General features: G+C 63.0%; 29 protein-coding genes. 13 read left to right on the forward strand and 16 right to left on the reverse strand.

Translation table 11 applies throughout. The features are described 5' to 3' along the window. Window positions 1-11: 11 nt before the first annotated feature. Window positions 12-1,466: a flavin-containing monooxygenase gene (locus tag ACE3TQ_RS01240; RefSeq protein ID WP_374580085.1), complete on the reverse strand. Its 1,455-nt coding sequence runs from the start codon at window positions 1,464-1,466 to the stop codon at window positions 12-14. A 65-nt stretch (window positions 1,467-1,531) separates the two neighbouring features. Here ACE3TQ_RS01240 and ACE3TQ_RS01245 point away from each other — a divergent pair, with 65 nt between their 5' ends. After that, complete coding sequence (locus ACE3TQ_RS01245) at window positions 1,532-2,440, forward strand: alpha/beta fold hydrolase (protein ID WP_374580086.1); 909 nt, start codon at window positions 1,532-1,534, stop codon at window positions 2,438-2,440. Further along, window positions 2,437-3,705, forward strand: coding sequence for a hypothetical protein (locus ACE3TQ_RS01250; protein ID WP_374580087.1), 1,269 nt, complete (start codon window positions 2,437-2,439; stop codon window positions 3,703-3,705). Before ACE3TQ_RS01245 ends, ACE3TQ_RS01250 begins: the two co-directional genes overlap by 4 nt. Before the next feature lie 9 nt (window positions 3,706-3,714). Here the strand turns inward: ACE3TQ_RS01250 and ACE3TQ_RS01255 are convergent, their stop codons facing one another. From ACE3TQ_RS01255 to ACE3TQ_RS01285, 7 genes are all read right to left on the reverse strand, one after another. Continuing rightward, window positions 3,715-4,485: a tetratricopeptide repeat protein gene (locus tag ACE3TQ_RS01255; RefSeq protein WP_374580088.1), complete on the reverse strand. Its 771-nt coding sequence runs from the start codon at window positions 4,483-4,485 to the stop codon at window positions 3,715-3,717. Window positions 4,486-4,592: 107 nt separating this feature from the next. Further along, on the reverse strand, window positions 4,593-5,249 hold the full coding sequence (locus ACE3TQ_RS01260) for a carbonic anhydrase (RefSeq protein WP_374580089.1): 657 nt from the start codon (window positions 5,247-5,249) through the stop codon (window positions 4,593-4,595). Between the two features lie 5 nt (window positions 5,250-5,254). Continuing rightward, on the reverse strand, window positions 5,255-6,379 hold the full coding sequence (gene dnaJ / locus ACE3TQ_RS01265; protein ID WP_374580090.1) for a molecular chaperone DnaJ: 1,125 nt from the start codon (window positions 6,377-6,379) through the stop codon (window positions 5,255-5,257). A gap of 86 nt (window positions 6,380-6,465) precedes the next feature. After that, window positions 6,466-8,409 (reverse strand): molecular chaperone DnaK, encoded by a 1,944-nt coding sequence (dnaK, locus tag ACE3TQ_RS01270; RefSeq protein WP_374580091.1) that lies wholly within the window; start codon window positions 8,407-8,409, stop codon window positions 6,466-6,468. A 74-nt stretch (window positions 8,410-8,483) separates the two neighbouring features. Further along, window positions 8,484-9,032, reverse strand: a complete 549-nt coding sequence (gene grpE, locus ACE3TQ_RS01275) for a nucleotide exchange factor GrpE (RefSeq protein ID WP_374580092.1) — start codon at window positions 9,030-9,032, stop codon at window positions 8,484-8,486. Between the two features lie 378 nt (window positions 9,033-9,410). Beyond that, window positions 9,411-10,463, reverse strand: a complete 1,053-nt coding sequence (gene hemH, locus ACE3TQ_RS01280; protein WP_374580093.1) for a ferrochelatase — start codon at window positions 10,461-10,463, stop codon at window positions 9,411-9,413. Between the two features lie 40 nt (window positions 10,464-10,503). Then, the gene (locus ACE3TQ_RS01285; RefSeq protein WP_374580094.1) at window positions 10,504-10,902 is read right to left on the reverse strand and encodes a VOC family protein; all 399 of its coding nucleotides are present in this window, start codon (window positions 10,900-10,902) and stop codon (window positions 10,504-10,506) included. Window positions 10,903-11,028: 126 nt separating this feature from the next. On the opposite strand from ACE3TQ_RS01285, the gene ACE3TQ_RS01290 reads away from it, so the two are divergent. Further along, on the forward strand, window positions 11,029-12,831 hold the full coding sequence (locus tag ACE3TQ_RS01290) for an ABC transporter ATP-binding protein/permease (protein WP_374580095.1): 1,803 nt from the start codon (window positions 11,029-11,031) through the stop codon (window positions 12,829-12,831). Here ACE3TQ_RS01290 and recN read toward each other — a convergent pair. Together recN and ACE3TQ_RS01300 are read right to left on the reverse strand one after the other, a co-directional pair. Beyond that, the gene (gene recN / locus ACE3TQ_RS01295) at window positions 12,785-14,431 is read right to left on the reverse strand and encodes a DNA repair protein RecN (protein ID WP_374580096.1); all 1,647 of its coding nucleotides are present in this window, start codon (window positions 14,429-14,431) and stop codon (window positions 12,785-12,787) included. The two genes, ACE3TQ_RS01290 and recN, sit on opposite strands and share 47 nt — an antisense overlap. Continuing rightward, complete coding sequence (locus ACE3TQ_RS01300; protein WP_374580098.1) at window positions 14,431-15,330, reverse strand: NAD kinase; 900 nt, start codon at window positions 15,328-15,330, stop codon at window positions 14,431-14,433. Before ACE3TQ_RS01300 ends, recN begins: the two co-directional genes overlap by 1 nt. 139 nt (window positions 15,331-15,469) lie before the next feature. On the opposite strand from ACE3TQ_RS01300, the gene ACE3TQ_RS01305 reads away from it, so the two are divergent. Further along, on the forward strand, window positions 15,470-15,853 hold the full coding sequence (locus tag ACE3TQ_RS01305; RefSeq protein WP_374580099.1) for a VOC family protein: 384 nt from the start codon (window positions 15,470-15,472) through the stop codon (window positions 15,851-15,853). Here the strand turns inward: ACE3TQ_RS01305 and ACE3TQ_RS01310 are convergent. After that, window positions 15,792-16,208: a hypothetical protein gene (locus ACE3TQ_RS01310; protein WP_374580100.1), complete on the reverse strand. Its 417-nt coding sequence runs from the start codon at window positions 16,206-16,208 to the stop codon at window positions 15,792-15,794. The two genes, ACE3TQ_RS01305 and ACE3TQ_RS01310, sit on opposite strands and share 62 nt — an antisense overlap. Next, a complete protein-coding gene (locus ACE3TQ_RS01315; protein WP_374580102.1) occupies window positions 16,208-16,570 on the reverse strand; it encodes a hypothetical protein in 363 nt (120 codons plus the stop codon). The genes ACE3TQ_RS01310 and ACE3TQ_RS01315 overlap by 1 nt, the downstream gene beginning before the upstream one ends. Before the next feature lie 160 nt (window positions 16,571-16,730). Between ACE3TQ_RS01315 and ACE3TQ_RS01320 the strand changes: the two genes are divergently transcribed. The 6 genes from ACE3TQ_RS01320 (at window position 16,731) to ACE3TQ_RS01345 (ending at window position 18,979) form a co-directional block, all read left to right on the forward strand. After that, entirely contained in the window at window positions 16,731-17,171 is a 441-nt protein-coding gene (locus ACE3TQ_RS01320) for a hypothetical protein (RefSeq protein ID WP_374580103.1), read from the forward strand. Window positions 17,172-17,251: 80 nt separating this feature from the next. Next, entirely contained in the window at window positions 17,252-17,497 is a 246-nt protein-coding gene (locus ACE3TQ_RS01325) for a hypothetical protein (RefSeq protein ID WP_374580104.1), read from the forward strand. Further along, window positions 17,487-17,900, forward strand: a complete 414-nt coding sequence (locus tag ACE3TQ_RS01330) for a hypothetical protein (RefSeq protein ID WP_374580105.1) — start codon at window positions 17,487-17,489, stop codon at window positions 17,898-17,900. Before ACE3TQ_RS01325 ends, ACE3TQ_RS01330 begins: the two co-directional genes overlap by 11 nt. Window positions 17,901-17,905: 5 nt before the next feature. Continuing rightward, entirely contained in the window at window positions 17,906-18,316 is a 411-nt protein-coding gene (locus tag ACE3TQ_RS01335; RefSeq protein WP_374580106.1) for a hypothetical protein, read from the forward strand. Window positions 18,317-18,330: 14 nt separating this feature from the next. After that, the gene (locus ACE3TQ_RS01340; protein WP_374580107.1) at window positions 18,331-18,585 is read left to right on the forward strand and encodes a hypothetical protein; all 255 of its coding nucleotides are present in this window, start codon (window positions 18,331-18,333) and stop codon (window positions 18,583-18,585) included. Window positions 18,586-18,604: 19 nt separating this feature from the next. Then, a complete protein-coding gene (locus ACE3TQ_RS01345) occupies window positions 18,605-18,979 on the forward strand; it encodes an energy transducer TonB (RefSeq protein WP_374580108.1) in 375 nt (124 codons plus the stop codon). A gap of 16 nt (window positions 18,980-18,995) precedes the next feature. Here ACE3TQ_RS01345 and ACE3TQ_RS01350 read toward each other — a convergent pair whose 3' ends face one another. Beyond that, on the reverse strand, window positions 18,996-19,868 hold the full coding sequence (locus ACE3TQ_RS01350; RefSeq protein ID WP_374580109.1) for a DUF3667 domain-containing protein: 873 nt from the start codon (window positions 19,866-19,868) through the stop codon (window positions 18,996-18,998). A 97-nt stretch (window positions 19,869-19,965) separates the two neighbouring features. Between ACE3TQ_RS01350 and ACE3TQ_RS01355 the strand changes: the two genes are divergently transcribed. The 3 genes from ACE3TQ_RS01355 to gloA are packed head-to-tail and all read left to right on the forward strand — an operon-like array spanning window position 19,966 to window position 21,980. Further along, on the forward strand, window positions 19,966-20,238 hold the full coding sequence (locus ACE3TQ_RS01355) for a hypothetical protein (RefSeq protein WP_374580110.1): 273 nt from the start codon (window positions 19,966-19,968) through the stop codon (window positions 20,236-20,238). An 8-nt stretch (window positions 20,239-20,246) separates the two neighbouring features. Continuing rightward, window positions 20,247-21,557: a sorbosone dehydrogenase family protein gene (locus ACE3TQ_RS01360; protein ID WP_374580111.1), complete on the forward strand. Its 1,311-nt coding sequence runs from the start codon at window positions 20,247-20,249 to the stop codon at window positions 21,555-21,557. Between the two features lie 12 nt (window positions 21,558-21,569). Next, the gene (gene gloA, locus ACE3TQ_RS01365; RefSeq protein ID WP_374580112.1) at window positions 21,570-21,980 is read left to right on the forward strand and encodes a lactoylglutathione lyase; all 411 of its coding nucleotides are present in this window, start codon (window positions 21,570-21,572) and stop codon (window positions 21,978-21,980) included. Window positions 21,981-22,065: 85 nt separating this feature from the next. On the opposite strand, the gene ACE3TQ_RS01370 is transcribed toward gloA, so the two are convergent. Genes ACE3TQ_RS01370 through ACE3TQ_RS01380 form a run of 3 tightly spaced genes read right to left on the reverse strand, consistent with a single transcriptional unit; the run spans window position 22,066 to window position 24,408 of the window. Next, window positions 22,066-23,376, reverse strand: coding sequence for a TolC family outer membrane protein (locus ACE3TQ_RS01370; protein WP_374580113.1), 1,311 nt, complete (start codon window positions 23,374-23,376; stop codon window positions 22,066-22,068). 44 nt (window positions 23,377-23,420) lie between these two features. Further along, window positions 23,421-23,744: a rhodanese-like domain-containing protein gene (locus ACE3TQ_RS01375; protein WP_374580114.1), complete on the reverse strand. Its 324-nt coding sequence runs from the start codon at window positions 23,742-23,744 to the stop codon at window positions 23,421-23,423. A 10-nt stretch (window positions 23,745-23,754) separates the two neighbouring features. Further along, on the reverse strand, window positions 23,755-24,408 hold the full coding sequence (locus tag ACE3TQ_RS01380; protein WP_374580115.1) for a protein-L-isoaspartate O-methyltransferase: 654 nt from the start codon (window positions 24,406-24,408) through the stop codon (window positions 23,755-23,757). Between the last annotated feature and the right edge of the window lie 65 nt (window positions 24,409-24,473).

Here is a 24,473-nt window from a genome sequence, read left to right on the forward strand (position 1 = left end):
TGTACGGCGCCCTAGCCTGCGCGGCGCACGATGTAGCTGTCGATATCGAAGCGCCGCGTGAGGTGGCGGTAGTGGAAGGTGAAGCCGGGCCAGATCACCAGGTTGCGGCCGCGCGAATCGAGGTACCAGCTTTTGCAGCCGGTGTGCCATACCGTGCCCTTGAGCTTGCGCTGCAGCCTGCGGTTGTAGGCGTCCTGCACTCCCGGCTGGACCTCGACCGAATGCAGGCCGCCGCGCAGCACCCGGCGCACGCCATCGACCGCATAACGCACGCTGGATTCAATCATGTACACCATGGAGTTGTGGCCCAGCAGGGTGTTGGGGCCGGTGATCATGAAGAAATTGGGGAAGCCCGCCACGGTAGCACCCTTGTAGGCGCCGGCGCCTTGCTCCAGCGCTTGCGCGAGACTGCGGCCATCGCGGCCGTGCAGGTCGATCGGGCCGTAGGCGTGTTCGACGTCGAAGCCGGTGGCGTAGATGATCACGTCCACCGGGCGCTCTTCGCCGCTGCCGGTGACGATGCTGTGCTCGCGGATTTCGCGGATGCCGTCCTTCAGCACCGCCACGTTCGGCTGCGCCAGCGCCGGGTAGTAGTCATTGGTCAGCAGCACGCGCTTGCAGCCGAGCGTGTAGTTCGGCACCAGCTTGGAGCGCAGCGTAGCGTCGGGTACCTGGCGCTTGAGGTGGCGCAGGGCTTGCCATTGCATGGCCTTGGCCAGCACCGGCAGGAACAGGAACATCACCACGCGCGATTCGAACTGCACGTAGTGTTTGGCGCGGTACAGCAGCTGCAAAGGACGCACCCGCTCCAGCAGCCACTGCTCGACGCGCGTCACGGCGCGGTCGGGGCGCGGCAGTACCCAGTGCGCGGTGCGCTGGTAGTGGTCCAGCTGCCGCACCTGCGGCTGGATCTCGGGCACGAACTGCACGGCGCTGGCGCCGCTGCCGATCACGGCCACGCGCTTGCCGCGCAAATCGATGCCGTGGTCCCACTGGGCGGAGTGGAAGCTGGCGCCGCGGAAGCGTTCCGCGCCCGGGAAGTGCGGCTTGCTGGGGCGGCCCAGCAGGCCGATGGCGAAGATCACGGTGCGGGCGACGTAGTCGCCTTTGCTGGTGGCGATGCGCCAGCGCCCGGCCGTTTCGTCATACTGCGCCGACTGCAGCGCGTGGCCCAGGCGCAGGTGCGGTTCCAGCGCGTAATCGCGCACCACGCGCTGGGTGTAGGCGAGCAATTCGTCCTGGCGCGGGAACAGGCGGCTCCAGTGCGCGTTCTGCGCGAAGGAAAAGGAATACAGGTGGCTGGGGATGTCGCAGGCTGCGCCGGGGTAGCTGTTGACGCGCCAGGTGCCGCCGAACTGTTCGTCCTTTTCCAGTATGACGAAATGCTCGATGCCCGCTTCCTTCAGCTTGATTGCACTGCAGATGCCGCCAAAGCCGCTCCCCACGATCACGACATCGTATTGCATTGCGCCCCCCGGATGGTTTGGCAGACTATAATTTTGCCCTAATAACAAGTCAATATGGAGGCGGGATGTTCCTTTTGTACGCACTGGGCGGCGCAGCGCTGGCCCTGGCGGCGGCCAACCGTTTGCTGCCCGTGCCGATGGCCCGGGCGGCGCTGGCGCTCGAACGCAAACGGGCCGGGCTCACGCTGCGCCACGCATCGCTGCCCTACCTGGAGGGCGGCAGCGGCGACGAGGTGTTGTTGCTGGTGCACGGTTTCGCCGGCGACAAGGACAACTTCACGCGCATTGCGGCGCACCTGGTGCAACGCTACCGCGTCATCATTCCCGACCTGCCCGGCTTTGGCGATGCGCGGCGCGATCCCGGTGCCAGGCACGATATGGCGACCCAGGTGGAGAACCTGCGCGCCTTCATGGCGGAGCTGGGCGTGCAGCGCTTCCATATGGGCGGCAACTCCATGGGCGGCTTCATCTCCGCCGAGTATGCATCGCGCTATCCGGAACAGGTGGAGAGTCTGTGGCTGCTCGATCCGGGCGGCACCGACGAATCGCTGCAGCTGCCGGCCTTCCAGCATTACCTGGCTGGCGGCGGCATGCCGCTGCTGGTGCCGGAGCCGCGCGCCTTCGACGCGCTGATGGCGGCCTGCATGGCGAAGCCGCCCTACTTCCCTTACTGCATGAAGCACGTGCTGGCGCGGCGTGCCGTGGCGGACTACCAGCTGCATTGCGCCATCATGAAAGAGCTGGTCGGCTCGCCGCGCCTGCAAGGCCCGATCGATACGCCGGCCCTGATCGTCTGGGGCAGCGAAGACCGCATCCTCAGCCCGAAGGCCGCTGCCGCCACCAAAGCCCTGCTGCCGCGTGCACGCCTGGTCATGATGGAAGGCATAGGCCATTTGCCGATGCTGGAGGCGACGCGCCGCACAGCGAATGACTTCCTCGACTTCCAGCGCGGACTGGGCGTGCACAACGCATGAAACGGACCGCCACCTTCCTGCTCCTGCTGTCGCCGTCCTTGCTGCTGGCGGCCCCCAAGACCAAGCCCGCCTGGGTGCTGGCCGACGAGGCCGAACTGCATGTGCAGACCAGCCGCAATACGCGCGTGCTCGGCACCCTGCCGCGGGGCACGGAGGTGCGTCTTGGCCAGCGCTCGGGCGCCTTTTGCGAAGTGCAGCACGAGGCCGTGTCGGGCTACACGCCGTGCGCGCTCCTGGGTTCCGAGCCGGTGGCGCCCAACGGCAAGCCCGTCATCGCCGATCCCGCCGCCCTGTTCTGGCGTGCGCCGGGCTGGCGCGCACTGGAGCACTACTCGTTCACGGTGGAAGAAAAGCACCGCGAGGCCGTCTGGTCGGGCAAATTCCCGCGCGATGCGGAGTTCGAGAAGATGAAAGCCCGTCTGGCCGAGGGCGTGCTGGCCGCGCCGCCGCCCGCCTTCGCCGACTGGCAGCACCTGAAACACGTGGCGGAGGCCGAACCGCAGCAGAAGGATGCGGCCGACGAACTGTACGATGCGCTCGGCTTGCTGGGCGCCGTCCACAATCCTTTTGCAGACGACTACGCCAAGCTGACCATTGGCCTGGTGCGTGCGCTGGAATTCGCGCCGGTGCGGCCATCGCTGTTCCGCAGCGAGTCCGAGCTGGCGCCGCACAACGCGAGCGCCGAGGAGGCCGGCGGCCGCTTCAGCATTGTGGTGCGCCAGGCCACCACCACGCGCCGCCAGGCCGGCAAGAGCGATGGCGACGGCACGGCGCCCGGGGTCTACGACATCCTGCGGCGCAAGGCCATGCTGGCCGCACCGGTCCAGCGCCTGCAGTTGTTCCGCGACGGCAGGCTGCGCAGCGAAAGCAGCACGCTGCAAAAGGACGAATTGGTGTGGCGCGACGGCCTGGGCACCGATTGCACCGGCTGGAAGGAAGGCTTTGCCGCCGCCCGGCCGGAAGGCAGCGTGTACACCTTCTACCGCAAGTCCGCATTGCCTGCCGCCAGCGCTGCCGTCAGCACGCACACGGTCGCCATGGAGCGCGCCCGCACCGGCTTCGCGCGCGGCACTTACCTGTACTACGATGTCGACAAGGACGGCACCGCCGATCTCGCCATCTGGGAAGGCGAAGGCGTCAGCCAGGCCGGTTGGGGCGGCGATGCGAGCGACCAGCGCTGGTACCGCCTGGCATTGGCAAATATCGGCGGAGCGTGGAAAGTGCTCGGGGCGGACCGCTACAGCTACGCCTGCGGCCCGGGCTAAGGCTAAGGCTCAGGCCGGGCGGCCGGTCAGTGCGAAGGCGCGGGTGCGCTTGAGGAATTCGTTGAACTGGCTGGCGTGCTCCGGGAAGCGCTCCTGGCCTTCGGTGAAGATGGCTGCCGCCTCATCCAGGTGGCCCAGCTTCATCAGGCATTCGCCCTTGCTGAAGAAGGCCGCCATGCCGTCCTCATTGATATAGAGCGACTCTTCCAGGTCGCGCAGGGCCTTTTCGTACAAGCCCAGTTCCATGAAATAGAAGGCGCGCTTGTCCAGCGCCTCGACGTAGGCCGGGTACAGCTCGATCGCCTTGCCGTATTCATTGATGGCCTCGATGCGGCGGCCTTCGGCGCCGTGCACGCCGGCGCGTTCGAAATGCTCGCGCGCGCTGCGCAGGATACTGTCGGCATCCTGCCCCGTCAGCTGCACGTACAGATCGAAGTCCATGTATTTCAAGCCTTGCAGCTCGCTGGCGCTGGCCGGCTGGTTGCCGATCAGCTCCCAGCCGTCCGCCAGCGCGGCAGCGCTGCGCTGCGCATGCGCCAGCCGTACCGTCGCTTCCGCCAGCGTGCTGAGCGCCGGCTTGGCCGGCAAGGGCTCATAAGTCAGGAAATGCGCCACGCCATCCAGCACGGCAAACACCTTCAGCACCGACCAGCCCTGCCCGTTCGGCAGCGGCTGCGCCAGCACATCGCCCGCCGTGACGGCGAGTTGCGCCGTCGGGCAAAACTGCGCCGCGCCCGGCTTGCGCAGGGAAGCGATGAAGGTCGAGATGAATTTCAGCATGTACGCGAGTGTACGCGAAAAAAATGGGGACGTACCCCATTTAATCGGCAACATTCTCAACGAGAACGTTGCTGATTAAATGGGGTACGTCCCCATTTTTTTTAGTCTTACTGTTTGGCGTAGTCGGCCAGGCGGGCGTCGATGCTTGGCTGCAGGTCGGCCAGGGACGAGATGTTCATGCCCAGGTCGTGCAGCAGGCCGTCTTTCAGGCCGTAGACGAAGCCGTGTACGGTCAGCTCCTGGCCGCGCTCCCAGGCGTCCTGCACGATGGTGGTCTGGCAGACGTTGTTGACCTGTTCCACCACGTTCAGCTCGCACAGGCGCTCGCTTTGCTGGCTGACTTCAGCCAGCGCGGAGCCGAGGTAGCGTTCGTGCTTCTGCGCCACGTCCTGCACATGGCGCAGCCAGTTGTCGACCAGGCCGACGCGGCCGCCGGTCAGCGCGGTGTGCACGCCTTTGCAGCCGTAGTGACCGACGATGATCACGTGCTTCACCTTCAGCACTTCGATGGAGAACTGCAGCACCGACAGCGAATTCAGGTCGGAGTGCACCACCACGTTGGCGATGTTACGGTGTACGAACACTTTGCCTGGCGGCAGGCCAAGCAGCTCGTTTGCCGGTACGCGCGAATCGGAGCAGCCGATCCACAGGTATTCCGGGCCAACCATGGACAGGTTGCGGAAGTAGTCAGGGTCTTGCGCGACCTTGGTTTCCGCCCATTTGCGGTTGTTCTCCAGCAGGTGCTTCATTACGTCGTCACTCATCTTACTCACTCGAAGAAGTCTTTGACCTTGTCCATGAAGGACTTGGTCTGTGGGCTGTGCTTCGCACCACCTTCGGTGGTGGAGCGCTCGAATTCACGCAGCAGTTCCTTCTGCTTGTCCGTCAGCTTGACCGGGGTCTCAACGGCGACGTGGCAGAACAGGTCGCCCGGATAACCGGAGCGCACGCCCTTGATGCCCTTGCCTTTGAGACGGAAGGTCTTGCCGGACTGCGTGCCTTCCGGCACGGTGAACGAAACTTTGCCGTCCAGCGTCGGCACTTCGATCTCGCCGCCCAGCGCCGCCTTGGCGAAGCTGATCGGCATTTCGCAGTGCAGGTCGTCGCCTTCGCGCTGGAACACGCTGTGCGGCTTGATGTGGATTTCCACATACAGGTCGCCCGGCGGTCCGCCGTTGGTGCCTGGCTCGCCGTTGCCGGTGGAGCGGATGCGCATGCCGGAGTCGATACCGACCGGGATCTTCACTTCCAGCGTCTTGTTGCGCTTGATGCGGCCGGCGCCGGAGCACGATGGGCATGGCTCGGGAATGATCTTGCCGGTGCCGTGGCATTTCGGGCAGGTCTGCTGGATGCTGAAGAAGCCCTGCTGCATGCGGACCTGGCCGTGGCCGCCGCACGTGTTGCAGGTGACCGGCGAGGTGCCCGGCTTGGCGCCGGAACCGTGGCAGGTGTCGCACTTGTCCCAGCTCGGCACGCGGATCGTGGTGTCGAAGCCGTGCGCGGCCTGCTCCAGGGTGATCTCCAGGTTGTAGCGCAGGTCGGCGCCGCGGTAAACCTGCGGGCCGGACGAGCGGCCGCGGCCACCGCCGCCGAAGATGTCGCCGAAGATGTCGCCGAACGCATCGCCGAAGCCGCCGAAGCCACCACCGCCGCCGCCGCCCATATTCGGGTCAACGCCGGCGTGGCCGTAGCGGTCGTACGCTTCGCGTTTCTCCGGGTTGGTCAGCATCTCGTAGGCCTCTTTGACCTCCTTGAACTTTTCCTCAGCCTCTTTGTTATCCGGATTGCGGTCCGGATGGTATTTCATCGCGAGTTTGCGATAGGCTTTTTTGATTTCGTCTTCGGACGAGTTCTTAGCGACCCCGAGGATCTCGTAAAAATCACGCTTTGCCATGGTGTACCAATTTATGCGAAAAAGCCGAGCGAGCCCCGTCTGGATGCGTCGCTCGGCAGGTCATTACTCAGACCGGATTGTGAAGCTTACTTGCTGTCTTTGACTTCCTTGAAGTCGGCGTCGACCACGTCGTCCTGGGCTGGCTTGGACTCGGCGCCCGCGCCTGCCGCACCGGCGCCGGCGGCACCTGCAGCACCCTGCTGCGCCTGCATGTCAGCATACATCTTCTCGCCCAGCTTCTGCGAAGCTTCGGACAGTGCTGCCACTTTGGCGTCGATCGCTGCCTTGTCGCCATCCTTCAGGGTGGCTTCCAGGTCGTTGATCGCAGCTTCGATCTTCTCTTTCTCGCCGCCTTCCAGCTTGTCGCCGTATTCGGTCAGGGACTTGCGGGTGGAGTGCACCAGCGCGTCGGCCTGGTTGCGCGACTCGGCCAGTTCCTTCAGCTTCTTGTCTTCTTCCGCGTTCAGTTCCGCGTCCTTCACCATCTTCTGGATTTCCTCTTCGGACAGGCCGGAGTTCGCCTTGATGGTGATCTTGTTTTCCTTGCCGGTGGCCTTGTCTTTCGCGCCCACGTGCAGGATGCCGTTGGCGTCGATGTCGAAGGTCACTTCAATCTGCGGCACACCGCGTGCTGCCGGTGGGATGCCTTCCAGGTTGAATTCGCCCAGGCCCTTGTTGCCTGCTGCGATTTCGCGCTCGCCCTGGTACACCTTGATGGTCACGGCCGGCTGGTTGTCGTCGGCGGTGGAGAACACTTGCGAGAACTTGGTAGGAATCGTGGTGTTCTTGTGGATCATCTTGGTCATCACGCCGCCCAGGGTTTCGATACCCAGGGACAGCGGGGTCACGTCCAGCAGCAGCAGGTCTTTGCGGTCGCCCGACAGCACTGCGCCCTGGATCGCGGCGCCGACAGCCACGGCTTCGTCCGGGTTCACGTCCTTGCGTGGATCCTTGCCGAAGAACTCTTTGACCTTTTCCTGCACCTTCGGCATACGGGTCATACCGCCGACCAGGATGATGTCGTCGATGTCGGACACTTTCACGCCGGCGTCCTTGATCGCGGTGCGGCATGGCTCGATGGTGGCGGTGATCAGTTCCTCAACCAGGGACTCCAGCTTGGCGCGGGTCATCTTCAGGTTCAGGTGGACTGGCGCGCCGTTCGCCATGGCGATGTAAGGCTCGTTGATTTCAGTCTGCTGCGAGGACGACAGTTCGATCTTGGCGCGCTCGGCCGATGCCTTGATACGCTGCAGGGCGATCGGGTCCTTCTTCAGGTCCAGGCCGTTGATCTTCTTGAATTCGTCGATGATGTAGTCGATCACGCGCTGGTCGAAGTCTTCGCCGCCCAGGAAGGTGTCGCCGTTGGTCGACAGCACTTCGAACTGCTTCTCGCCGTCCACGTCCGCGATTTCGATGATCGAGATATCGAAGGTACCGCCGCCCAGGTCATACACGGCGATCTTGCGGTCGCCCTTGTCGGTCTTGTCCAGGCCGAATGCCAGTGCCGCTGCGGTCGGTTCGTTGATGATGCGCTTGACGTCCAGGCCAGCGATACGGCCGGCATCCTTGGTTGCCTGGCGCTGCGAGTCGTTGAAGTACGCAGGCACGGTGATGACCGCTTCGGTCACGTCTTCGCCCAGGTAGTCTTCAGCGGTCTTCTTCATCTTGCGCAGCACTTCCGCGGAGATCTGTGGAGGAGCCAGCTTCTTGTCGCGTACGCCGATCCAGGCGTCGCCATTGTCAGCCTTGACGATTTCGTAAGGCATCAGCGAGATGTCCTTCTGGACTTCTTTCTCGGTGAACTTACGGCCGATCAGGCGCTTCACTGCGAACAGGGTGTTTTTCGGGTTGGTCACGGCCTGGCGCTTGGCAGGCGCGCCAACCAGGATCTCGCCGTCGTCTTGGTAGGCGATGATGGAAGGGGTGGTACGCGCGCCTTCCGCATTCTCGATGACCTTCGGCGTGCCATTTTCCATGATGGCGACGCAGGAGTTGGTGGTGCCCAGGTCAATACCGATAATCTTGCCCATGATTTGTTCTTCCTTTAAATACTAAGTTTTGAATGCTTCTTATATGTGGAAAATCTGATTTGATTTCAAGTGCCTTACTTTGGCTGGGCAGCCGTCACGATGGCGGGACGCAGCAGGCGGTCCGCAATCATGTACCCCTTTTGCAGCACTGCTACAACGGTATTCGCTTCCTGCTCGGCAGGTACCATGGCCACGGCCTGGTGTTTGTTCGGGTCCAGCTTGTCGCCGGCGGCAGGCATCACCTCCACCAGGCGGTTGCGCTCGAAGGCGGAATTCAGCTGCTTCAGCGTCATTTCGACGCCTTCCTTCAGCGATTCCAGGGTCGGGTTCTCGACTTTCAGGGCCATTTCCAGGCTGTCTTTCACCGGCACCATGGCTTCGGCAAAGCTTTCAACAGCAAATTTATGCGCTTTGGCGACGTCTTCCTGGGCGCGGCGGCGGATGTTCTCGCCTTCGGCTTTGGCGCGCATGAACGCATCGTGCATTTCGGCCAGTTTTGCCTCGGTCGCGGACAGCTGCGCTTCCAGGTCAGACATTGCTGGAGCTTCGGCTGGAGTCGCCTGGACTTCGGCCTGTTCCACTACTTCCGGGTTCTGGCTTGGCTGGTTTTCCTGGTCTTGCATCTAAAAGACTCCTACAAAAACATATTTGGTTGACTACTGCACGCGCAAGAAATGGGGCTTTCCCCTATCTTTTCAAGGGGTATTCTGCCCCTCGGCGCAAAGGCCCGGCGCACGCCGGCGGGATGGTCCTGTAACAGCAGAGTTACAAATATTACAAAACTGAGAGATACGTTTACCGGGGGTTTTGACTAAGATGAATCGTATGCGGCGCGTGGACGCCGCCCCCCTCGGAGCGCATCATGAAGTTGCCATTTATTACAGCATCGGTCATCGCCTGGAGCTTTCTTGCCACGGCGCTGATCGTCTTCAGCGAACTCATCCCCTAACCAGCTATTTTAGCAGGTTAGCACTCGTCCCCTGCAAGTGCTAACAAAGGAGTTACCTGCGCAGCTTGCGCATGGACGACATGGTCGGCCAGCCGATCATGTGTTGTTCGGCGATCTCGGTCAGGGCCTGGATCCAGGCCGGATGGCTGTTCAGGCAAGGAATGTAGTTGAATTCCTTGCCGCCGTTGGACAGGAAATCGTGCCGCACCTCCATGGCGATCTCTTCCAGGGTTTCCAGGCAATCGCTGGTGAAACCGGGGCAGATCACGTCCAGCTTGCGCACGCCGTCCTTGGCCAGCTGGGCCACGGTGGGGGCGGTGTAGGGCTGCAGCCACTCGGCCTTGCCGAAGCGCGACTGGAAAGTCACCAGGTACTGGTCCTGGCCCAGGCGCAGCTTGTCCGCCAGCAGGCGGGCCGTTTCCAGGCATTCGGCCTGGTAGGTGTCGCCCAGGTCGATGGTGCGTTTCGGCACGCCGTGGAAGCTCATCAGCAGCTTGTCACCGCGGCCGTGGGTTTCCCAGTGGGCCAGTACGGTCTTCTTCAGCGCGTCCACATAGCCATCGTGGTCGTGGTAATCGCGCACGAAACGCAGCTCGGGAATGTTGCGCACCTTCTTATAGTGGTCGAACACGGCGTCGCTGACCGAGGCGGTGGTGGTGCCGGAATACTGCGGGTAAGCCGGCAGGATCAGGATGCGGTCGTGGCCGTCGGCTTTCAACTTGCCCAGCACCTCCGGCAGCGATGGTGCGCCATAGCGCATGGCCATGGCCACCGTCACGTCGTTATGGCCACGCTCGCCCAGCAGGCCGCGCAGCAGCTTGGCCTGGGCCTGGGTATGGAATTTCAGCGGCGAGCCGTCGCTGGTCCAGATCGAGGCGTACTTCTGCGCCGACTGGCCGGAGCGGAACGGCAGGATGATGCCGTTCAGGATGAACCACCAGACTGCCTTCGGGATTTCGACCACGCGCGGGTCGGACAGGAATTCCTTCAGGTAGCGGCGCACGGCGCCGCGCGTGGGCGCGTCCGGCGTACCGAGGTTGACCAGCACGACGGCGGTTCGGGTGACGGCGCCCTGCGGCGATGGTGGTTCTTTGGCAAACGGCATGGAGGCTCTTTTTCCTGATCGTGAGCCGACCATTATAAATTCATTCCTGCGGCGCGCTCCAGACCAGGTTCCACAAATGGCCGTCGATATCCTGGAAGCCCTGGTGGTACATTAAACCGTGGTCCTCGGGCGGGTGCGGCGTGCTGCCGCCGGCGGCCAGCGCTTTGGCCACCAGGCTGTCGACTTCCGCGCGGCTCTCGCAGCTCAGGCAGATGATGACCTCATTGCACTCCTTCGCCTGCGCCACCGGCTTGAAAGTCAGCGAGGTGAAGAAGCTTTCCGTCATCAGCATGGCCTGGACGGTATCGCCGGCGATCCGCATGAAAGCCGCGTCCTGGCTGCAGAATTCCGGCTTGAAGCTGAATCCCAGCGCGGAAAAGAAAGCGCGGGACTTCTCCAGGTCCTTGACCGGCAGGTTGAATATCACTGAATTGTTCATGTCGTCTCCTTGGAAGTGGGGTACTGCCTGCCTACGACGAACGACGCGACGCGAAATCGACAACATCCGTGATTTTATGTCTGTTTCCGCACTGAACGGCTGCAAGCCAAGCCATATGGTAGAGGCATGGACACCCCCGTAAAAGGCCGCCGGCCCTCCCCCTTATCGCTCGAAGCCTGGAGGCAGTTCCTCAAGGTGGCGAAGCCCTATTGGCTGGGCAGCGAGCGGAAAAACGCATGGTTCCTGCTGGCGCTCCTGATCGCGCTGATGCTGGTGGAGACCCAATTGGCAGTCATGCTGAACGAGCAGACCGGCGAAATGACGTCGGCGCTGGCCGCGCGCAATGGCGGGCGTTTCTGGGATTCGGTGCGCGACTGCCTGCTGGTGCTGGCCTTCGCGGTGCCGGTCTACGCTTTCTATTACTACATGCGCGACATGTTCGCCAACCAGTGGCGGCGCTGGCTCACCGGCCGCTTCCTCGACGGCTACCTGGACTCGCGCAAATACTATGAACTGGGCACCGACAGCGAGATCGACAACCCGGACCAGCGTATCAGCGAGGACATCAACACATTTACCGGCCGCTCCACCCACTTCCTGCTGATCTTCCTGGGCTCCATCATGCAGTTGGTGGCTTTCAGCGCCGTCTTGTGGTCGATTTCCCACGTCCTGGTGGCGGTGCTGGCGGTGTACGCGCTGGTGGGCACCGTGGTGGCGCTGTGGGTCTTCGGCAAGCCGCTGATCCAGCTCAATTTCTGGCAGCTGCGGCGCGAGGCGGACTTCCGTTTCAGCCTGATGCGCCTGCGCGAGAACGCGGAATCCATCGCCTTCTACCGCGGCGAGGCGCAGGAACGGGCCCATATCGACAGCCGCTTTGAGAAGGTCATCCATAACTTTTCACGGCTGATCGTCAGGCAGCGCTCGCTCAACCTGTTCCAGCGCAGTTTCAGCCAACTGACCCTGGTGCTGCCGGGCGTGATCCTGGCCCATGACGTCCTGTCCGGCCAGCTGGAAGTGGGCCGCGCCACCCAGGCCGTTGGAGCGTTCACTGCGGTTCTCGCTGCTGTCGGTGTCATCGTCGAAAACTTCGAGAGCCTGAGCCGCTTTGTGGCGGGGCTGGGCCGCCTGCAAACCCTGTCAGCCCTGGTGCTGCCGGAGGCAAGCGCGCACGCGGCGATGGGCAGCAATACGCCGCGCATCGAACGCACGCCGGGCCGGCACCTGGCCCTGCAATCGCTCACCCTGCACCCACCGCAGTCGGAGCGGGTGCTGATCAAGGAAGTCAGCCTGGTCCTGCAGCCAGGCGACGCGCTGCTGATCACCGGCGAAAGCGGCTGCGGCAAAAGTTCACTGATCCGCGCCATCGCGGGACTGTGGCGCACCGGCAGCGGCCAGATCCAGCATCCGCCAATGGAGGACTTCTTCTTCCTGCCGCAGCAGCCCTACCTGCAGCACGGCACCTTGCGCAGCCAGGTGATCTACCCCAGCCAGACGACGGAGTTGAGCGACGGGCAGCTGGAGGAGATCCTGCAAACAGTCCAGCTGCCGCACCTGATCGAGCAAATGGGCGGCCTGGACACCGTGCAGGATTGGGAAAAGATACTATCGGTGGGCGAGCAGCAGCGGCTGGCGTTCGCACGGGTGCTGGTGCACGAACCGGCGATCGTCATCCTGGACGAAGCCACCAGCGCGCTCGATAGCGCCAACGAAGCCGCGCTGTACAGCCGCTTGCGCGCCAACGGGACCACCCTGGTCAGCATCGCCCACCGCCCCGCCGTGCTGCGCCACCATACCCACGTGCTGCAATTCCTCGGCGAAGGGGCATGGAAGCTGTATGATGCCGGCGAATTCGCGTTCGACAGCGTGCCGGAAGATCCGCCCGCTAGGAAGCCAGCAGCTCGCGCGCGTGCTTGCGTGTTGTCGCCGTGATTTCCAGGCCGCCCAGCATGCGCGCCACTTCCTCGATGCGCGCCTTCTGGTCCAGCACTTCGATGCGCGATGCGGTGCGGCCGTTGTCCGACGTGCCCTTGGCCACCTGGAAGTGCTGGTTGCCCTGGCTGGCCACTTGCGGCAAGTGCGTCACGCACAGCACCTGGCGCTCCTGGCCCAGGCGCTTGAGCAGGCGGCCCACGACTTCCGCCACGCCGCCGCCGATGCCGCTATCGACCTCGTCGAAGATCAGCGTCGGCACCGTGGTCGCGTGCGAGGTGATCACCGAGATCGCCAGCGAAATACGCGCCAGCTCGCCGCCGGATGCCACCTTGGCCAATGGCCGTGGCGCCACGCCGGCATGCCCCGCCACCAGGAATTCCACCTGCTCCACGCCGTAGGCGGTCGGCTCGCACGGGCGCAGCGCAATCTCGAAGCGTCCGCCGCCCATGCTCAGCTCCTGCATGCCCTGCGTGACGGCGGCGCCCAGCGCCGTCGCCGCCGCGGCACGCGTGGCCGACAGCTCGGCCGCCACTGCCAGGTAGGACGCTTTCAGCTTTTCCTCCTGCTTGCGCAGGCCTTCCAGGTCAGCCGCATCGGCCAGCTGCGCCAGCTTCTCGGACAGGCGCTCGTGTTCATCCGGCAGTTCATCGGCCAGCACGCGGAATTTGCGCGAGGCCGAGTGCAGCGCCTCCATGCGCGCGTCGACCTGGCGCAGCCGCTCGGGATCGAGTTCGACCCGGTCCATATAGTTGTTCAGGGCGTAGACCGATTCCTGCAGCTGGATGCGGGCCGACTCCAGCATCTCCACCACCGGCTGCAGTTCGGCATCGACCGACACCAGCTTGCCCAGGCGCGAACCGATGGCCGTGACCTGCGACAGCACCGGATGCTCGTCAGACTCCGACAGCACGGCCAGCGCCTCCTGCGCGCCTTCCAGCAGGCTGGCCGCATGCGACAGGCGCGAATGCTCGTTGCCGATCTCCGCCCACTCGCCTTTTTTCGGCGCCAGCTTGTCCAGCTCCGCCACCTGCCACTCCAGTCGCTCGCGCTCGAACTGCAGGTTGGCCGCATTGGCCTCGTATTCTTCCAGCTGTTTCGACAGCGCGCGCCAGGCCTTGTAGGCCGCCGTCACTTCGCGCACGTTGGCGCCGCACTGGTTGTCCAGCAGCTCGCGCTGCGAATCGGTCTTGAGCAGCGACTGGTGCGCGTGCTGGCCGTGGATGTCCACCAGCATGTCGCCCAGCTCGCGCAGCTGGCCCGCCGTGGCCGCAATCCCGTTGATGAAGGCCTTGGAGCGGCCCGCGTTGTCGATCACCCGGCGCAGCAGGGCGCCGCCCTCCTCCGCCGCGAATTCATTTGCCTCCAGCCAGGCCTGCGCCTGCGGCGTCAGCGCGAAATCGGCCGTGATGTCGGCCTTGGCGGCGCCCTCGCGCACCATGCTGCCATCGCCCCGGCCGCCCAGCGCCAGCGTCAGTGCATCAATCAGGATGGATTTACCGGCACCGGTTTCGCCGGTGAAGACTGTGAAGCCAGGGGAAAATTCCAGTTCAATCGAATCGACAATAACGAAATCGCGGATGGACAGGGTTCGAAGCATCAGATTTTGCCGTCAGTAGAAGGGTATTCGTTCCAGTGCAGCTTTTCGCGCAAGGTGTTGTAGTAGCTCCAGCCTTCCGGATGCAGGAAGGTGATGGTGTGCGGCGACAGGCGGATGTGGATCTGGTCGCCAATCGCCGCGCTGGCGAAGGTCTGCATGTCAAAGTTCACCGTGATGTCCCTGCCGCGCTTGATCTCGATCACGATCTCGCTGGAATCGGGCAGCACGATCGGGCGGTTGGACAAGGCATGCGGCGCGATCGGCACCATCACGATGCCGCCCAGCGTAGGGTGCAGCAGCGGGCCGCCGGCCGACAGCGCATAGGCGGTGGAGCCGGTCGGGGTGGAGATGATCAAACCGTCCGAACGCTGGTTGTACATGAACTGGTTGTCGACATCGACGCTCAGCTCCACCATGCCGGCGCCGGCGCCGCGCGACACCACCACGTCGTTCACCGCAGTGCCGAAGAAGATGGCTTTACCGTCGCGCACCACACGCCCTTCCAGCAGGGTGCGGCGCTCGGCCTTGTGGGTGCCGCCCAGGATGCGGCCCAGCACGGGCAGCATGTCTTCCTGGCGGATGTCGGTCATGAAGCCGAGGCGCCCCTGGTTAATGCCGATCAGCGGCGTGTCGTAGGACGCCAGCTGGCGCGCAATGCCCAGCATGGTGCCGTCGCCACCCATCACCACCACGGCATCGGCACGCTCGCCAATGCCCTGCACGCTCATGGACGGGATGTCGGAAATGGCCAGGTGCTCCGCCGTATCGGCCTCCAGCACCACGCTGAAGCCGCCCTTTTTCAGGAAGTCGAGGACATCGCGCACCGGTTCTTCGATGCCGGTGGTGTTCGGGCGGACGACCAGGGCAATCGTGTTGTACAACGGTGGCGTAGCGGACATATCAATCTCAGTCAAAATATGGGGGTGGCAACACGCAGCAGAGTAACCCATAATGCTTGCTCATGCCATGCATTGCAACGCAGGCCGATACGCGAATAAATACTGTATATTTGCACAGTATATAACAAGGGAGACAAGAATGGCAAAAGCACTGGGCGTTGGCGGGATTTTCTTCAAGTCCAAGGACCCGCAAGCGCTGATGTCCTGGTACCAGGCCTGCCTGGGCCTGCCCGCTGAATCGAAGGACTACGCCTCCTTCGCCCCCTCCCTGATGCCGGCCAACGGCGCCACCGTCTTCAGCCCGTTCAAAAGCACCACCTCCTACTTCGCCCCATCCAAACGCGAATTCATGATCAATTTCGTGGTGGATGACCTGGACGGCGCGCTCAAGCAGGTAGCCGAGGGCGGCGGTACGCTGGTGGGCGACGTGCAATCGTTCGATTATGGCCGCTTTGGCTGGTTCATCGATCCGGACGGGAACAAGGTCGAACTGTGGGAGCCGTCTGCGACTGCTGCGGAGTGAGGAACTGGCCGGGCGCCAGCCGCACCGCTTTGCGCCTGCCCGCCGTCACCAGCTGCACGATCCCGAATTTCCTGAGCCGCGCAAAGTCGCTCTCCACCGCCCCCGCCGCGCGCTGCTGGGCGGCCGCCAGCTCGGCAAACGTGCGCGCCCCGGCCTGCAGCCGCAGCAACATATCCCAGCGCTGCGCCGTGATCGATTTGCGCAGCGCTTTGACGCGGTTGGCTGGGACGATGAATGAGTAGGGCATCGGCTGGCCGCAGTCGATCGCTCTCGCAACGGCGAGTCCGCGCTCCTCCATCTCATCAAAAATATGGAAGTCGTCGAGGGTAATGCGGGGTTTAGGGACGATAGCCATCACCAATCTCCTTCTACAAACTGCTTGGCGATCTCACGCCACTCACGCCTGAACCTGTCTCTAACCTCCGGCCAAGACATCGTTTGCTCTAGCGTAATCTTCCCCATCAGGTGCCGGTGGGGGTATCCATGAGCATTGTCGTAGCCCAGTACCCTGCCGTTGTCCCGCGAGTTAATTGCCGGGTTTATGTAGACCGGCGAGTAGCGCCAGAGTTTGCCCGACGCCAATTCGATTTCCGCATACTCTTTCACGATTCCACCGCCTAATCGATGCGGAATGTGCGTTGCTCCCGGGTCGTGAATGCGCAACTTCGGCAACGTCTTGTTGCTGTGCGCCTTGCGCGGCTTCGATGCTGCCATCATGGTGAGGCCCCATCCCTGTGTCAAGACAAAGTCCTATGGTGCGCGCAAGCCTTCCGCAGGTTGCTGATCCACCTCAAACGCCGGCCAGAAGCGGCTTTCCACCTGGCAATATGATGTAAAATTGAGCTATTAAAGATCTCCGCCCCACGCCAGCTGCATCATGGAAGCCGTCTCCGAAATCCAGACCGAACTCGATCTCATGCGCCAGGACGCCAAGCGCCAGCTGCTGGGCACCGTGGTCCTGGGCATCATGGCTGCGTTCCTGGCATTCGTCGGCCAAAGCGCGCTGGCGCAGGCCCAGCCGCTGCTGGAAGGCTCGTTCGGGACTTGGCAATCTGTCTACACCTTCGTGCTGTGGGCGCTGGCAATTGCCTGGCTGGTCGCCCTCGTCCAGCAAGCCCTGCACTATGCCAACATGAGCGAGCGCTACGAAGCCCAGTGCCGCCTCGACGCCATTTACCACGAGCGCGCCGTCCGTGCCCAGGTCGCGGAAGAGCTGCGTCAGCGCCAGCGCGCCGAGAACGAAGCCCGCCAGCACGGCGCCAGCGAGCGCGCCAAGCGCAACAAAAAGAACGAACGCAGCACCAAATTCGACTATTAATCGTCGGGCGTGACATTTCGCGCATTTTTCACAAATAACAAGCTGGTAACCTGACGCCCATTTCTGTCTGGGAGTCTGGTTTGCTCATCTGGTTCTTTGCGCTCATGGCCGGTTATGCCATCGGCAAGTTCGTGCCGAAAGGCGACATGGCGTTTGGCCTTTGCGTGCCTGCCAGCATTGCCGTTTACGCAGTGCTCAAACTGCTCACCGTTGACCAGCCCGACATCGTGATGGTCCTGCTTGTCGGCGCCGTACAATCGCCGCTCCTGATGCTTGGCGTTTTCCTGGCCCGCCGCGGCAGCCTGTGCAACCATTTTGAAGCTTGATCAAAGCAACATGCCGAAAAGCCTCCTCCTCCTCGCCCTCGCCGCCACCCTGCACCCGGCGCCAGCATCGGCAGATGCACAGGCACCCGGGCCAATCGAGCGGGCCCGCCTGGCCTCCGCCGGCATCGACCAGGAACTGCGCAGCGAATCCGGTGCCAAGCTTGGCGCTGCCGAAGACCCAACGTTGAAACGCCTTGGTGCCGGCATTGCAGCTGCAGCGGTTCCACGCTGGACTGGCACACCGCAGGTCGCCGAAATCCCAACGCCCGTGACAGGCGAGCGCCAATACAAGATATCCAACGGCACCACCACCTATTGCACCCGCATCCCTTCCGCCAGCATCGGAACTGACCGCTACGAAAGGATGCGCACCAATAACCCGGCCATCCGGTGCCCCCGCTGACGACAATGCCAGACAATCTTTACGCGCCACCAGGCGCCGGCTTCCCGGCGCCCAAGCGGCAACGCCGCACCGTTCCCGTCTACCTGATCGCGGCGTGGTGTGCCATCCAGTTCGCCGCCGTTGCCTACTTCGTCAGCCATAACTGGCAAAGCATGGTCACGCTGGTGCAAATGGGTGCGGAACCTATGGCCAGGTTCGTCGGGCGACTGCTGTTCCCGACCCTGCTCCTTGTCGCGGGCCTCCAGCTGTTCTACATGCGTAAGTCGGCGAGCTATTTCTTCGGCCTTTACTTTGCCTGGAGCCTGCAAAAGGTCCTTTACCATCCCAATTCAGGACTGGGGCTGATCGACCTGATGATCACGACCGGCATCTTTATCTATTGCATACGCCTGCAACGCGCAGGACAACTGAACTGAGAGACGGACACCGCATGACAGACTATGAACGCATCGGCCGATTCATTTACGCCTTCCACCGCATATGCGGCCCAGTTGAAGGCCTGAGCACGGACGCGCTGCCCAAGAGCGTATCGCCCGAAGTGGCGGCACGCGCCGCCAGCCTGGCACAAAGATTCAAGCTCCTCGAAAAGGACTTCGCAGCGGCCACCGACGAGGCGTTTGCGTCAACGCTGGTGGAAGCGGCGGCGGTCCGTGCGTTGATCGACAACTCGGGCCAGGGACACTGATTTCAAACCAACATCCAACATGACCAAACACTTCGGACTATTTTCGTTGGCAATCCCGGCATTATGCGCAGCAACGATATCTAACGCACAAGACGCCACCCCATCGCCACCAGAACCCGCTAGCTACCGCGCCTATACCAACACCGCCGACTGCAAGCCTGTTTGGCCTAAATCATCAATCCGCAATGAAGAAAGCGGCGCTGTCACGTTGGCGTTCCTGGTGGATGCCGACGGCAAGCTGCTCGATTCAAAGGTCGTAAGGTCCAGCGGCTTCCGCGACCTCGACAATGCAGCCCATTTCGCGCTCAGAAATTGCACATTCCACCCGGCGATAGAGAATGGAAAGCCCGTCCAATCGTGGATGAACCTCGTCTGGATCTGGAAAATGCAATAGGCAAGGCAGGCGCGCCTCAGTGCGCCGACATGATTCCCGCCGCCATTACGCCCAGGATGGCGATTGTCAGCGAGGCGCTATGCAGCACGGCCAGCAGCAGCCAGCGCCACAAGGTTCCCCAGCGTCCTTTCTGGTAGACGCGCTGCATGGCCCACGGCAGGTAGCCGCCGACCCAGCACAGCGCGAGGAACTTCAGGAAACCATCCGGCAGGAAGATGAACACGCCCAGCATGATGAAGGCAAAGGCATTGGTGTGCAGCGCGAACAGCATGTGCTCGCCGTACTTCCGCCCGGTGCCCAGGTAGAGCACTTTGAGCCATAAGGCAAACACCGGCATCAACAGGAAGATCGCATACGGCGCGTATTTGTAAAAGCCGGCCTGGATAACGGCATTCTTCTGCTTTTCATCCATCTTGTCGAAGCGATCGAAGGCATGGAACACGCTCGGCGCCTCGCGCTCCAGCACCTGCTCCAGGTTCTCGTTGACGATCTCGGGATGCGCCTTCTTTTCCTTCTCCTCGGCCGGGCTGGCCTGCTGCTGCACTTCCGGCGGAACGGGACGCGCGTCGATGGTGGCGACGTCGGCATCGGTCAGCTTCAGCACGGCGAAGAAGATGATGCTCAGCGACAGGTACAGGCGCAGCGGTTCGACATAGCGCCTGCGGCGGCCGGCCAGGTATTCGTTGGTCAGCAGGCCGGGGCGGAACAGCAGCCGTTTGATCGTGCCCCACAGCCGCCCTTCCAGCGCGACATAGTGGCCGATGAATTCGTGCATGAACTCGCCGAAGCTCGGCGCATGCAGGCGGGTCTCCTGCCCGCAGTTCGCGCAAAAGTTACCGGAAGTCGTGGCGCCGCAGTTGCGGCAGGTGTGATCGCTTGCATGGTCCATCCCATAATGCTACTGGCTTCTTGGCAGAATTGCACGTAGTCAAGGTGGCGACCGTTGGACGCGCGCTTCGCTACCATGGGCTAAGGAGGGTCACACCATGGAACCGAACAGCAAGGACCGCAAGGTCAACACGCAGGCGCCCGTGGATAAGAGCGGCGGCAAGCGCCTGCCGCACGAGCGCGACGAATCGCCGCAGGGTGCGAGCCAGCAGGGCACCCGCAGCGTGATCCGCCAGGCGGCGGAAGATGTCGAGCAAGGCTTGGTCGATACCGACCTGCACGGCAAGCCGGGCCTGCAGAAGCCGCGGCCTGCCGACCAGCCGGGCGGCGACACGCAAGCGCATCCCCTGCCCGGCACCAAGCGCGATTGAGGCCCGCCATGCGAACCGCCTTTGTCGCCATCCTGGCCGGCCTTGTCGCCAGCGCCGCCCTGGCGCAGTCGTATCCGACGGGCTGGGGTCCCAACCCGGTGCTGCCGGAGCCGAACAAGAAGCTGATCCCCACCGCCAAGGTGGCGCCGGTCGAGCGCTGGCAGGGCGAGGACAAGCCGGTGCCGGCTTCCGGCTTCGCCGTGACGGCCATGGCGCGCGGCCTCGACCACCCGCGCTGGCTGTACGTTTTGCCGAACGGTGACGTGCTGGTGGCGGAAACGTCGGCGCCGCCCAAACCGGAGGATGGCAAGGGCATCAAAGGCGCCATCATGAAACACATGATGAAGAAGGCCGGTTCGGCCACGCCTTCCGCCAACCGCATCACGCTGCTGCGCGACATCGACGAGCGCGGAATGGCCAGGACCCGCACGGTCTTCCTCAAGGACCTGAATTCGCCGTTCGGCATGGTGCTGGTGGACAAGGACTTGTATGTCGCCGCCACCGATGCGGTGCTGCGCTTCCCTTACACCGAAGGGGCGACCGAGATCACCACCCCCGGCATCAAGGTGATGGACTTGCCGGCCGGGCCGCTGAACCACCATTGGACCAAGAACATCACGGCCAGCCCGGATGGGCGCTTCCTGTACGTGACGGTAGGCTCCAACAGCAACGTGGCCGAGAACGGCATGGAGAAGGAGGAAGGCCGCGCGGCGATCTGGGAGTACGAGCGTGCCAGCGGCAAGTCGCGCCTGTTCGCGACCGGCCTGCGCAACCCGAACGGCATGGCCTGGGAGCCTAAGACCAAGGTGCTGTGGACGGTGGTGAATGAGCGCGATGAGTTGGGCGACGACCTGGTGCCGGACTACCTGACGTCGGTGAAGGATGGCGGCTTCTATGGCTGGCCATACAGCTATTTCGGCCAGCGTGTCGACACGCGGGTCAAGCCGCCGCGCCCGGACATGGTGCAGAAGGCGCTGATGCCCGATTACGGCCTGGGCTCGCATACCGCGTCGCTGGGACTGGCCTTCTATGATGCGAAGCTGTTCCCGTCCAGTTGGCATGGCGGTGCGTTCATCGGCCAGCACGGTTCGTGGAACCGCAAGGAGTTCGCTGGCTATAAGGTGGTGTTCGTGCCGTTCGCGGAGGGGCGGCCGTCCGGGCCGCCGGTGGACTTCCTGATCGGTTTCCTGACGCGCGATGGCAAGGCCAAGGGGCGTCCGGTGGGAGTGGCGCTGGATAAGGCGGGGGCGCTGCTGGTGGCGGACGATGTGGGCAATGTGGTGTGGCGGGTGGCGCCGGCAGCGCCGGCGGCGCGCTGATACAATTGCCCCATGCGAATCCTACATACGATGCTGCGGGTTGGTGACCTGCAGCGATCCATCGACTTTTACACCAAGGTGCTGGGCATGCAACTTCTGCGTACCAGCGATAATCCAGAGTACAAGTACACGCTGGCTTTCCTGGGCTACGGGCATAACCCGGAGCATGCGGAGCTGGAGCTGACCTATAACTACGGCGTGGACAAGTACGATATGGGCAATGCTTATGGCCATATCGCGATCTCGGCGGAGGATATCTATGCGGCTTGCGAGGCGGTGCGCGCTAACGGCGGCAATGTGACGCGGGAACCGGGGCCGGTCAAGGGTGGTTCGACTGTGATCGCGTTTGTGACCGATCCGGATGGGTACAAGATTGAGCTGATTGAGCGCAGCTTTGATGGGCAGGGGGCGGGACTGCGCTGAGCAAACCTGAAACCCGGGAAACCTGGGTCAGACCCAAGGGTCTGACCCTTGGGTCTGACCCGGGGTTCCGGGTTCCAGCGGTTTTTTAGTGCTGCAGCAGAGCGTTGATCGGCTCCAGGTCTTCTTCCTTCAGCGAACCGGCAGCAGACTTCAGGCGCAGGCCATTCATGATGGTGTCGTAGCGCGCCTTGGACAGGTCCTTCTGCGTGGTGTACAGCTGGCGCTGCGCATTCAGCACGTCGATGTTGATACGCACGCCCACCTGGTAACCGAGCTTGTTCGATTCCAGCGCGGATTTGGACGACACTTCCGCCGCTTCCAGCGCCTTCACCTGCGCCAGGCCGCTGTTCACGCCCAAGAATGCCTGGCGTGCAGTCTGCGCAGCCTGGCGGCGCGATGCCTCCAGGTCGTTGCGCGCCTTGTCTTCCAGCGCGATCGACTCGCGCACCTTGCTGGTCACGGCAAAGCCGTTGAAGATCGGCACGTTCCAGCTCACGCCGATGGCGTTGTTCTTGTTGATGCCGCCGGTCACGCCGGTCGAGGTCTGGCGGGTGGAGTTGGCCACCAGGTCCAGGGTCGGCATATGGCCGGCGCGCTGCTTGCTGATCTCGCGCTTGGCGATTTCCACATTCAGCTTGGCGCCGGTCACGCCGTAGTTCTGCTCTTCGGCAGCGGCCACCCATGGCTCCAGGGTGGCAGGCTGCGGGCTGGCGATGCTCACGCCGGTGCGCAGCGGCGCCAGCGAACCCGGCACGGCGCCGATGATCTGCTGCAGCGCGGTGCGCTTTACTTCCAGGTCGTTCTGGGCCGCGAATTCCTGCGCCACCACCAGGTCGTATGCCGCTTGCGCTTCGTGCGTGTCGGTGATGGTCTGGGTGCCCACTTCGAAGTTGCGCTTGGCCGATGCCAGCTGTTCGGTGGTGGCGGCCTTTTGCGCCTGGGTCGCGGTCAGGTTGTCCTGCGCGGTCAGCACGTCGAAGTAAGCCTGCGACACACGCAGGATCAGGTTCTGCTGTTCCTGCGCGAAGGTCGCTTCGGCAGCGGCGGCCGACAGCTTGCCTTGCTGGTAGCCTTCCCAGTTGGCCCAGCGGAACAGCGGTTGGGTCAGTTGCAGTTGCATCAGGCCGCTGTAGTTTTCCGCATCAACGAAACCCAGTTTGTTTTTCGACACCTCACCATCGTTCTTCAGGTTGTTGCCGCTGGCGGCGATGGTAGGCAGCAGCAGAGCGCGTCCCTGGGTCGTGCGTTCCTGGCCGGCCGCCAGCGCGGCACGCGCGCTGGCGTAGGTGGCGTCGTTGGCGAGCGCCTGTTTGTACACCTGGACCAGGTCAGCCGCCTGCGTATTCAGCGAGAACAGTGCGCTGGATACCAGCACGGCGAGAAGGGATTTCTGCATTTGCATCTCCGTTGGAGTCGTCAAAAAGGGTTAGTTTTCGTGCCTTAGTACTTGGGCATGGCGCTGTCTACCTGCACAGCCCAGGCGTGAATCCCGCCTGTCAGATTGCTTACCTTGCTGAATCCGTGATGCTCGAGGAAGGCTGCCACGTTGAGGCTGCGCGCCCCGTGGTGGCAGATGCAGACGATCTGCGCATCCTCGTCGAGATCGTCGATGCGGGCCGGGATGGTCTGCATCGGCATCAGGGTCGAGCCTGCGATATGGCAGGTCTCGTACTCCCAGTTCTCGCGCACGTCCAGCAGGAACGGCTTGGCGCGGCTTTCGTCATTCAGCCATTCAGCCAGTTCCGGTGCGGTAATGTGCTGCATTGTCGTTCCCTTAGAAAGTGAACGACGACGGTTTCACCGCCAGGTCCAGCGGTTTGACATCGGTTTCAAACAGTTTGACGGTGTCGTAGCCGTGGTCGCCGGTGCGGGTGATGCGGTGCGCGGACATGACCGGCGATTCGCCGATGATGGCCACGATACGGCCGCCCACCTTCACTTGCTGCAGCACTGCTTCCGGCAGCACCGGCAGCGAGCCGGAGAACACGACCACGTCGAACGGTGCGCCGTTGGACCAGCCCTGGGCGCCGTTGCCCAGTTCCACGGTCACGTTGGCAACGCCGTTGTCCGCCAGGTTCTTTTCCGCCAGCGCCTTCAGTTCAGGCGCGATTTCCACGGCGGTGACGTGGCGTGCACGGTGGGCCAGCAGCGCGGCCAGGTAGCCGGTGCCCGCGCCCACCAGCAGCACGTTTTCATGTTTCTTGATCTGCGCATCCTGCACGATGCGCGCTTCCAGCTTCGGGGTCAGCATTTGCTCGCCACCCGGCAGCGGGATGAAAGTGTCGACAAAAGCCAGGTTTTTGTAGGCTTCTGGCACGAAATTCTCGCGTTTTACGACCAGCAACAGATCGAGGATGTCCGTATCCAGCACGTCCCAAGGACGGATTTGCTGTTCGATCATGTTGAAACGGGCTTGTTCGATATTCATCTTGTTGACTCGGTGAGGGATAAATAATCCGTCATTTTATCGTTTGTCTGGTCAGGTGGGCATAT

The sequence above is a fragment of the Pseudoduganella sp. genome (assembly GCF_041914865.1).
In the GTDB taxonomy this organism is placed as follows: domain Bacteria; phylum Pseudomonadota; class Gammaproteobacteria; order Burkholderiales; family Burkholderiaceae_D; genus Rugamonas.

Excerpts from the sequence above, each read along its gene's own strand:
- ACE3TQ_RS01240 (WP_374580085.1), bottom strand. The coding sequence starts at position 1,466 with ATGCAATACGATGTCGTGATCGTGGGGAGCGGCTTTGGCGGCATCTGC.
- ACE3TQ_RS01245 (WP_374580086.1), top strand. The coding sequence starts at position 1,532 with ATGTTCCTTTTGTACGCACTGGGCGGCGCAGCGCTGGCCCTGGCGGCG.
- ACE3TQ_RS01250 (WP_374580087.1), top strand. The coding sequence starts at position 2,437 with ATGAAACGGACCGCCACCTTCCTGCTCCTGCTGTCGCCGTCCTTGCTG.
- ACE3TQ_RS01255 (WP_374580088.1), bottom strand. The coding sequence starts at position 4,485 with ATGCTGAAATTCATCTCGACCTTCATCGCTTCCCTGCGCAAGCCGGGC.
- ACE3TQ_RS01260 (WP_374580089.1), bottom strand. The coding sequence starts at position 5,249 with ATGAGTGACGACGTAATGAAGCACCTGCTGGAGAACAACCGCAAATGG.
- dnaJ (WP_374580090.1), bottom strand. The coding sequence starts at position 6,379 with ATGGCAAAGCGTGATTTTTACGAGATCCTCGGGGTCGCTAAGAACTCG.
- dnaK (WP_374580091.1), bottom strand. The coding sequence starts at position 8,409 with ATGGGCAAGATTATCGGTATTGACCTGGGCACCACCAACTCCTGCGTC.
- grpE (WP_374580092.1), bottom strand. The coding sequence starts at position 9,032 with ATGCAAGACCAGGAAAACCAGCCAAGCCAGAACCCGGAAGTAGTGGAA.
- hemH (WP_374580093.1), bottom strand. The coding sequence starts at position 10,463 with ATGCCGTTTGCCAAAGAACCACCATCGCCGCAGGGCGCCGTCACCCGA.
- ACE3TQ_RS01285 (WP_374580094.1), bottom strand. The coding sequence starts at position 10,902 with ATGAACAATTCAGTGATATTCAACCTGCCGGTCAAGGACCTGGAGAAG.
- ACE3TQ_RS01290 (WP_374580095.1), top strand. The coding sequence starts at position 11,029 with ATGGACACCCCCGTAAAAGGCCGCCGGCCCTCCCCCTTATCGCTCGAA.
- recN (WP_374580096.1), bottom strand. The coding sequence starts at position 14,431 with ATGCTTCGAACCCTGTCCATCCGCGATTTCGTTATTGTCGATTCGATT.
- ACE3TQ_RS01300 (WP_374580098.1), bottom strand. The coding sequence starts at position 15,330 with ATGTCCGCTACGCCACCGTTGTACAACACGATTGCCCTGGTCGTCCGC.
- ACE3TQ_RS01305 (WP_374580099.1), top strand. The coding sequence starts at position 15,470 with ATGGCAAAAGCACTGGGCGTTGGCGGGATTTTCTTCAAGTCCAAGGAC.
- ACE3TQ_RS01310 (WP_374580100.1), bottom strand. The coding sequence starts at position 16,208 with ATGGCTATCGTCCCTAAACCCCGCATTACCCTCGACGACTTCCATATT.
- ACE3TQ_RS01315 (WP_374580102.1), bottom strand. The coding sequence starts at position 16,570 with ATGATGGCAGCATCGAAGCCGCGCAAGGCGCACAGCAACAAGACGTTG.
- ACE3TQ_RS01320 (WP_374580103.1), top strand. The coding sequence starts at position 16,731 with ATGGAAGCCGTCTCCGAAATCCAGACCGAACTCGATCTCATGCGCCAG.
- ACE3TQ_RS01335 (WP_374580106.1), top strand. The coding sequence starts at position 17,906 with ATGCCAGACAATCTTTACGCGCCACCAGGCGCCGGCTTCCCGGCGCCC.
- ACE3TQ_RS01340 (WP_374580107.1), top strand. The coding sequence starts at position 18,331 with ATGACAGACTATGAACGCATCGGCCGATTCATTTACGCCTTCCACCGC.
- ACE3TQ_RS01345 (WP_374580108.1), top strand. The coding sequence starts at position 18,605 with ATGACCAAACACTTCGGACTATTTTCGTTGGCAATCCCGGCATTATGC.
- ACE3TQ_RS01350 (WP_374580109.1), bottom strand. The coding sequence starts at position 19,868 with ATGGACCATGCAAGCGATCACACCTGCCGCAACTGCGGCGCCACGACT.
- ACE3TQ_RS01355 (WP_374580110.1), top strand. The coding sequence starts at position 19,966 with ATGGAACCGAACAGCAAGGACCGCAAGGTCAACACGCAGGCGCCCGTG.
- ACE3TQ_RS01360 (WP_374580111.1), top strand. The coding sequence starts at position 20,247 with ATGCGAACCGCCTTTGTCGCCATCCTGGCCGGCCTTGTCGCCAGCGCC.
- gloA (WP_374580112.1), top strand. The coding sequence starts at position 21,570 with ATGCGAATCCTACATACGATGCTGCGGGTTGGTGACCTGCAGCGATCC.
- ACE3TQ_RS01370 (WP_374580113.1), bottom strand. The coding sequence starts at position 23,376 with ATGCAGAAATCCCTTCTCGCCGTGCTGGTATCCAGCGCACTGTTCTCG.
- ACE3TQ_RS01375 (WP_374580114.1), bottom strand. The coding sequence starts at position 23,744 with ATGCAGCACATTACCGCACCGGAACTGGCTGAATGGCTGAATGACGAA.
- ACE3TQ_RS01380 (WP_374580115.1), bottom strand. The coding sequence starts at position 24,408 with ATGAATATCGAACAAGCCCGTTTCAACATGATCGAACAGCAAATCCGT.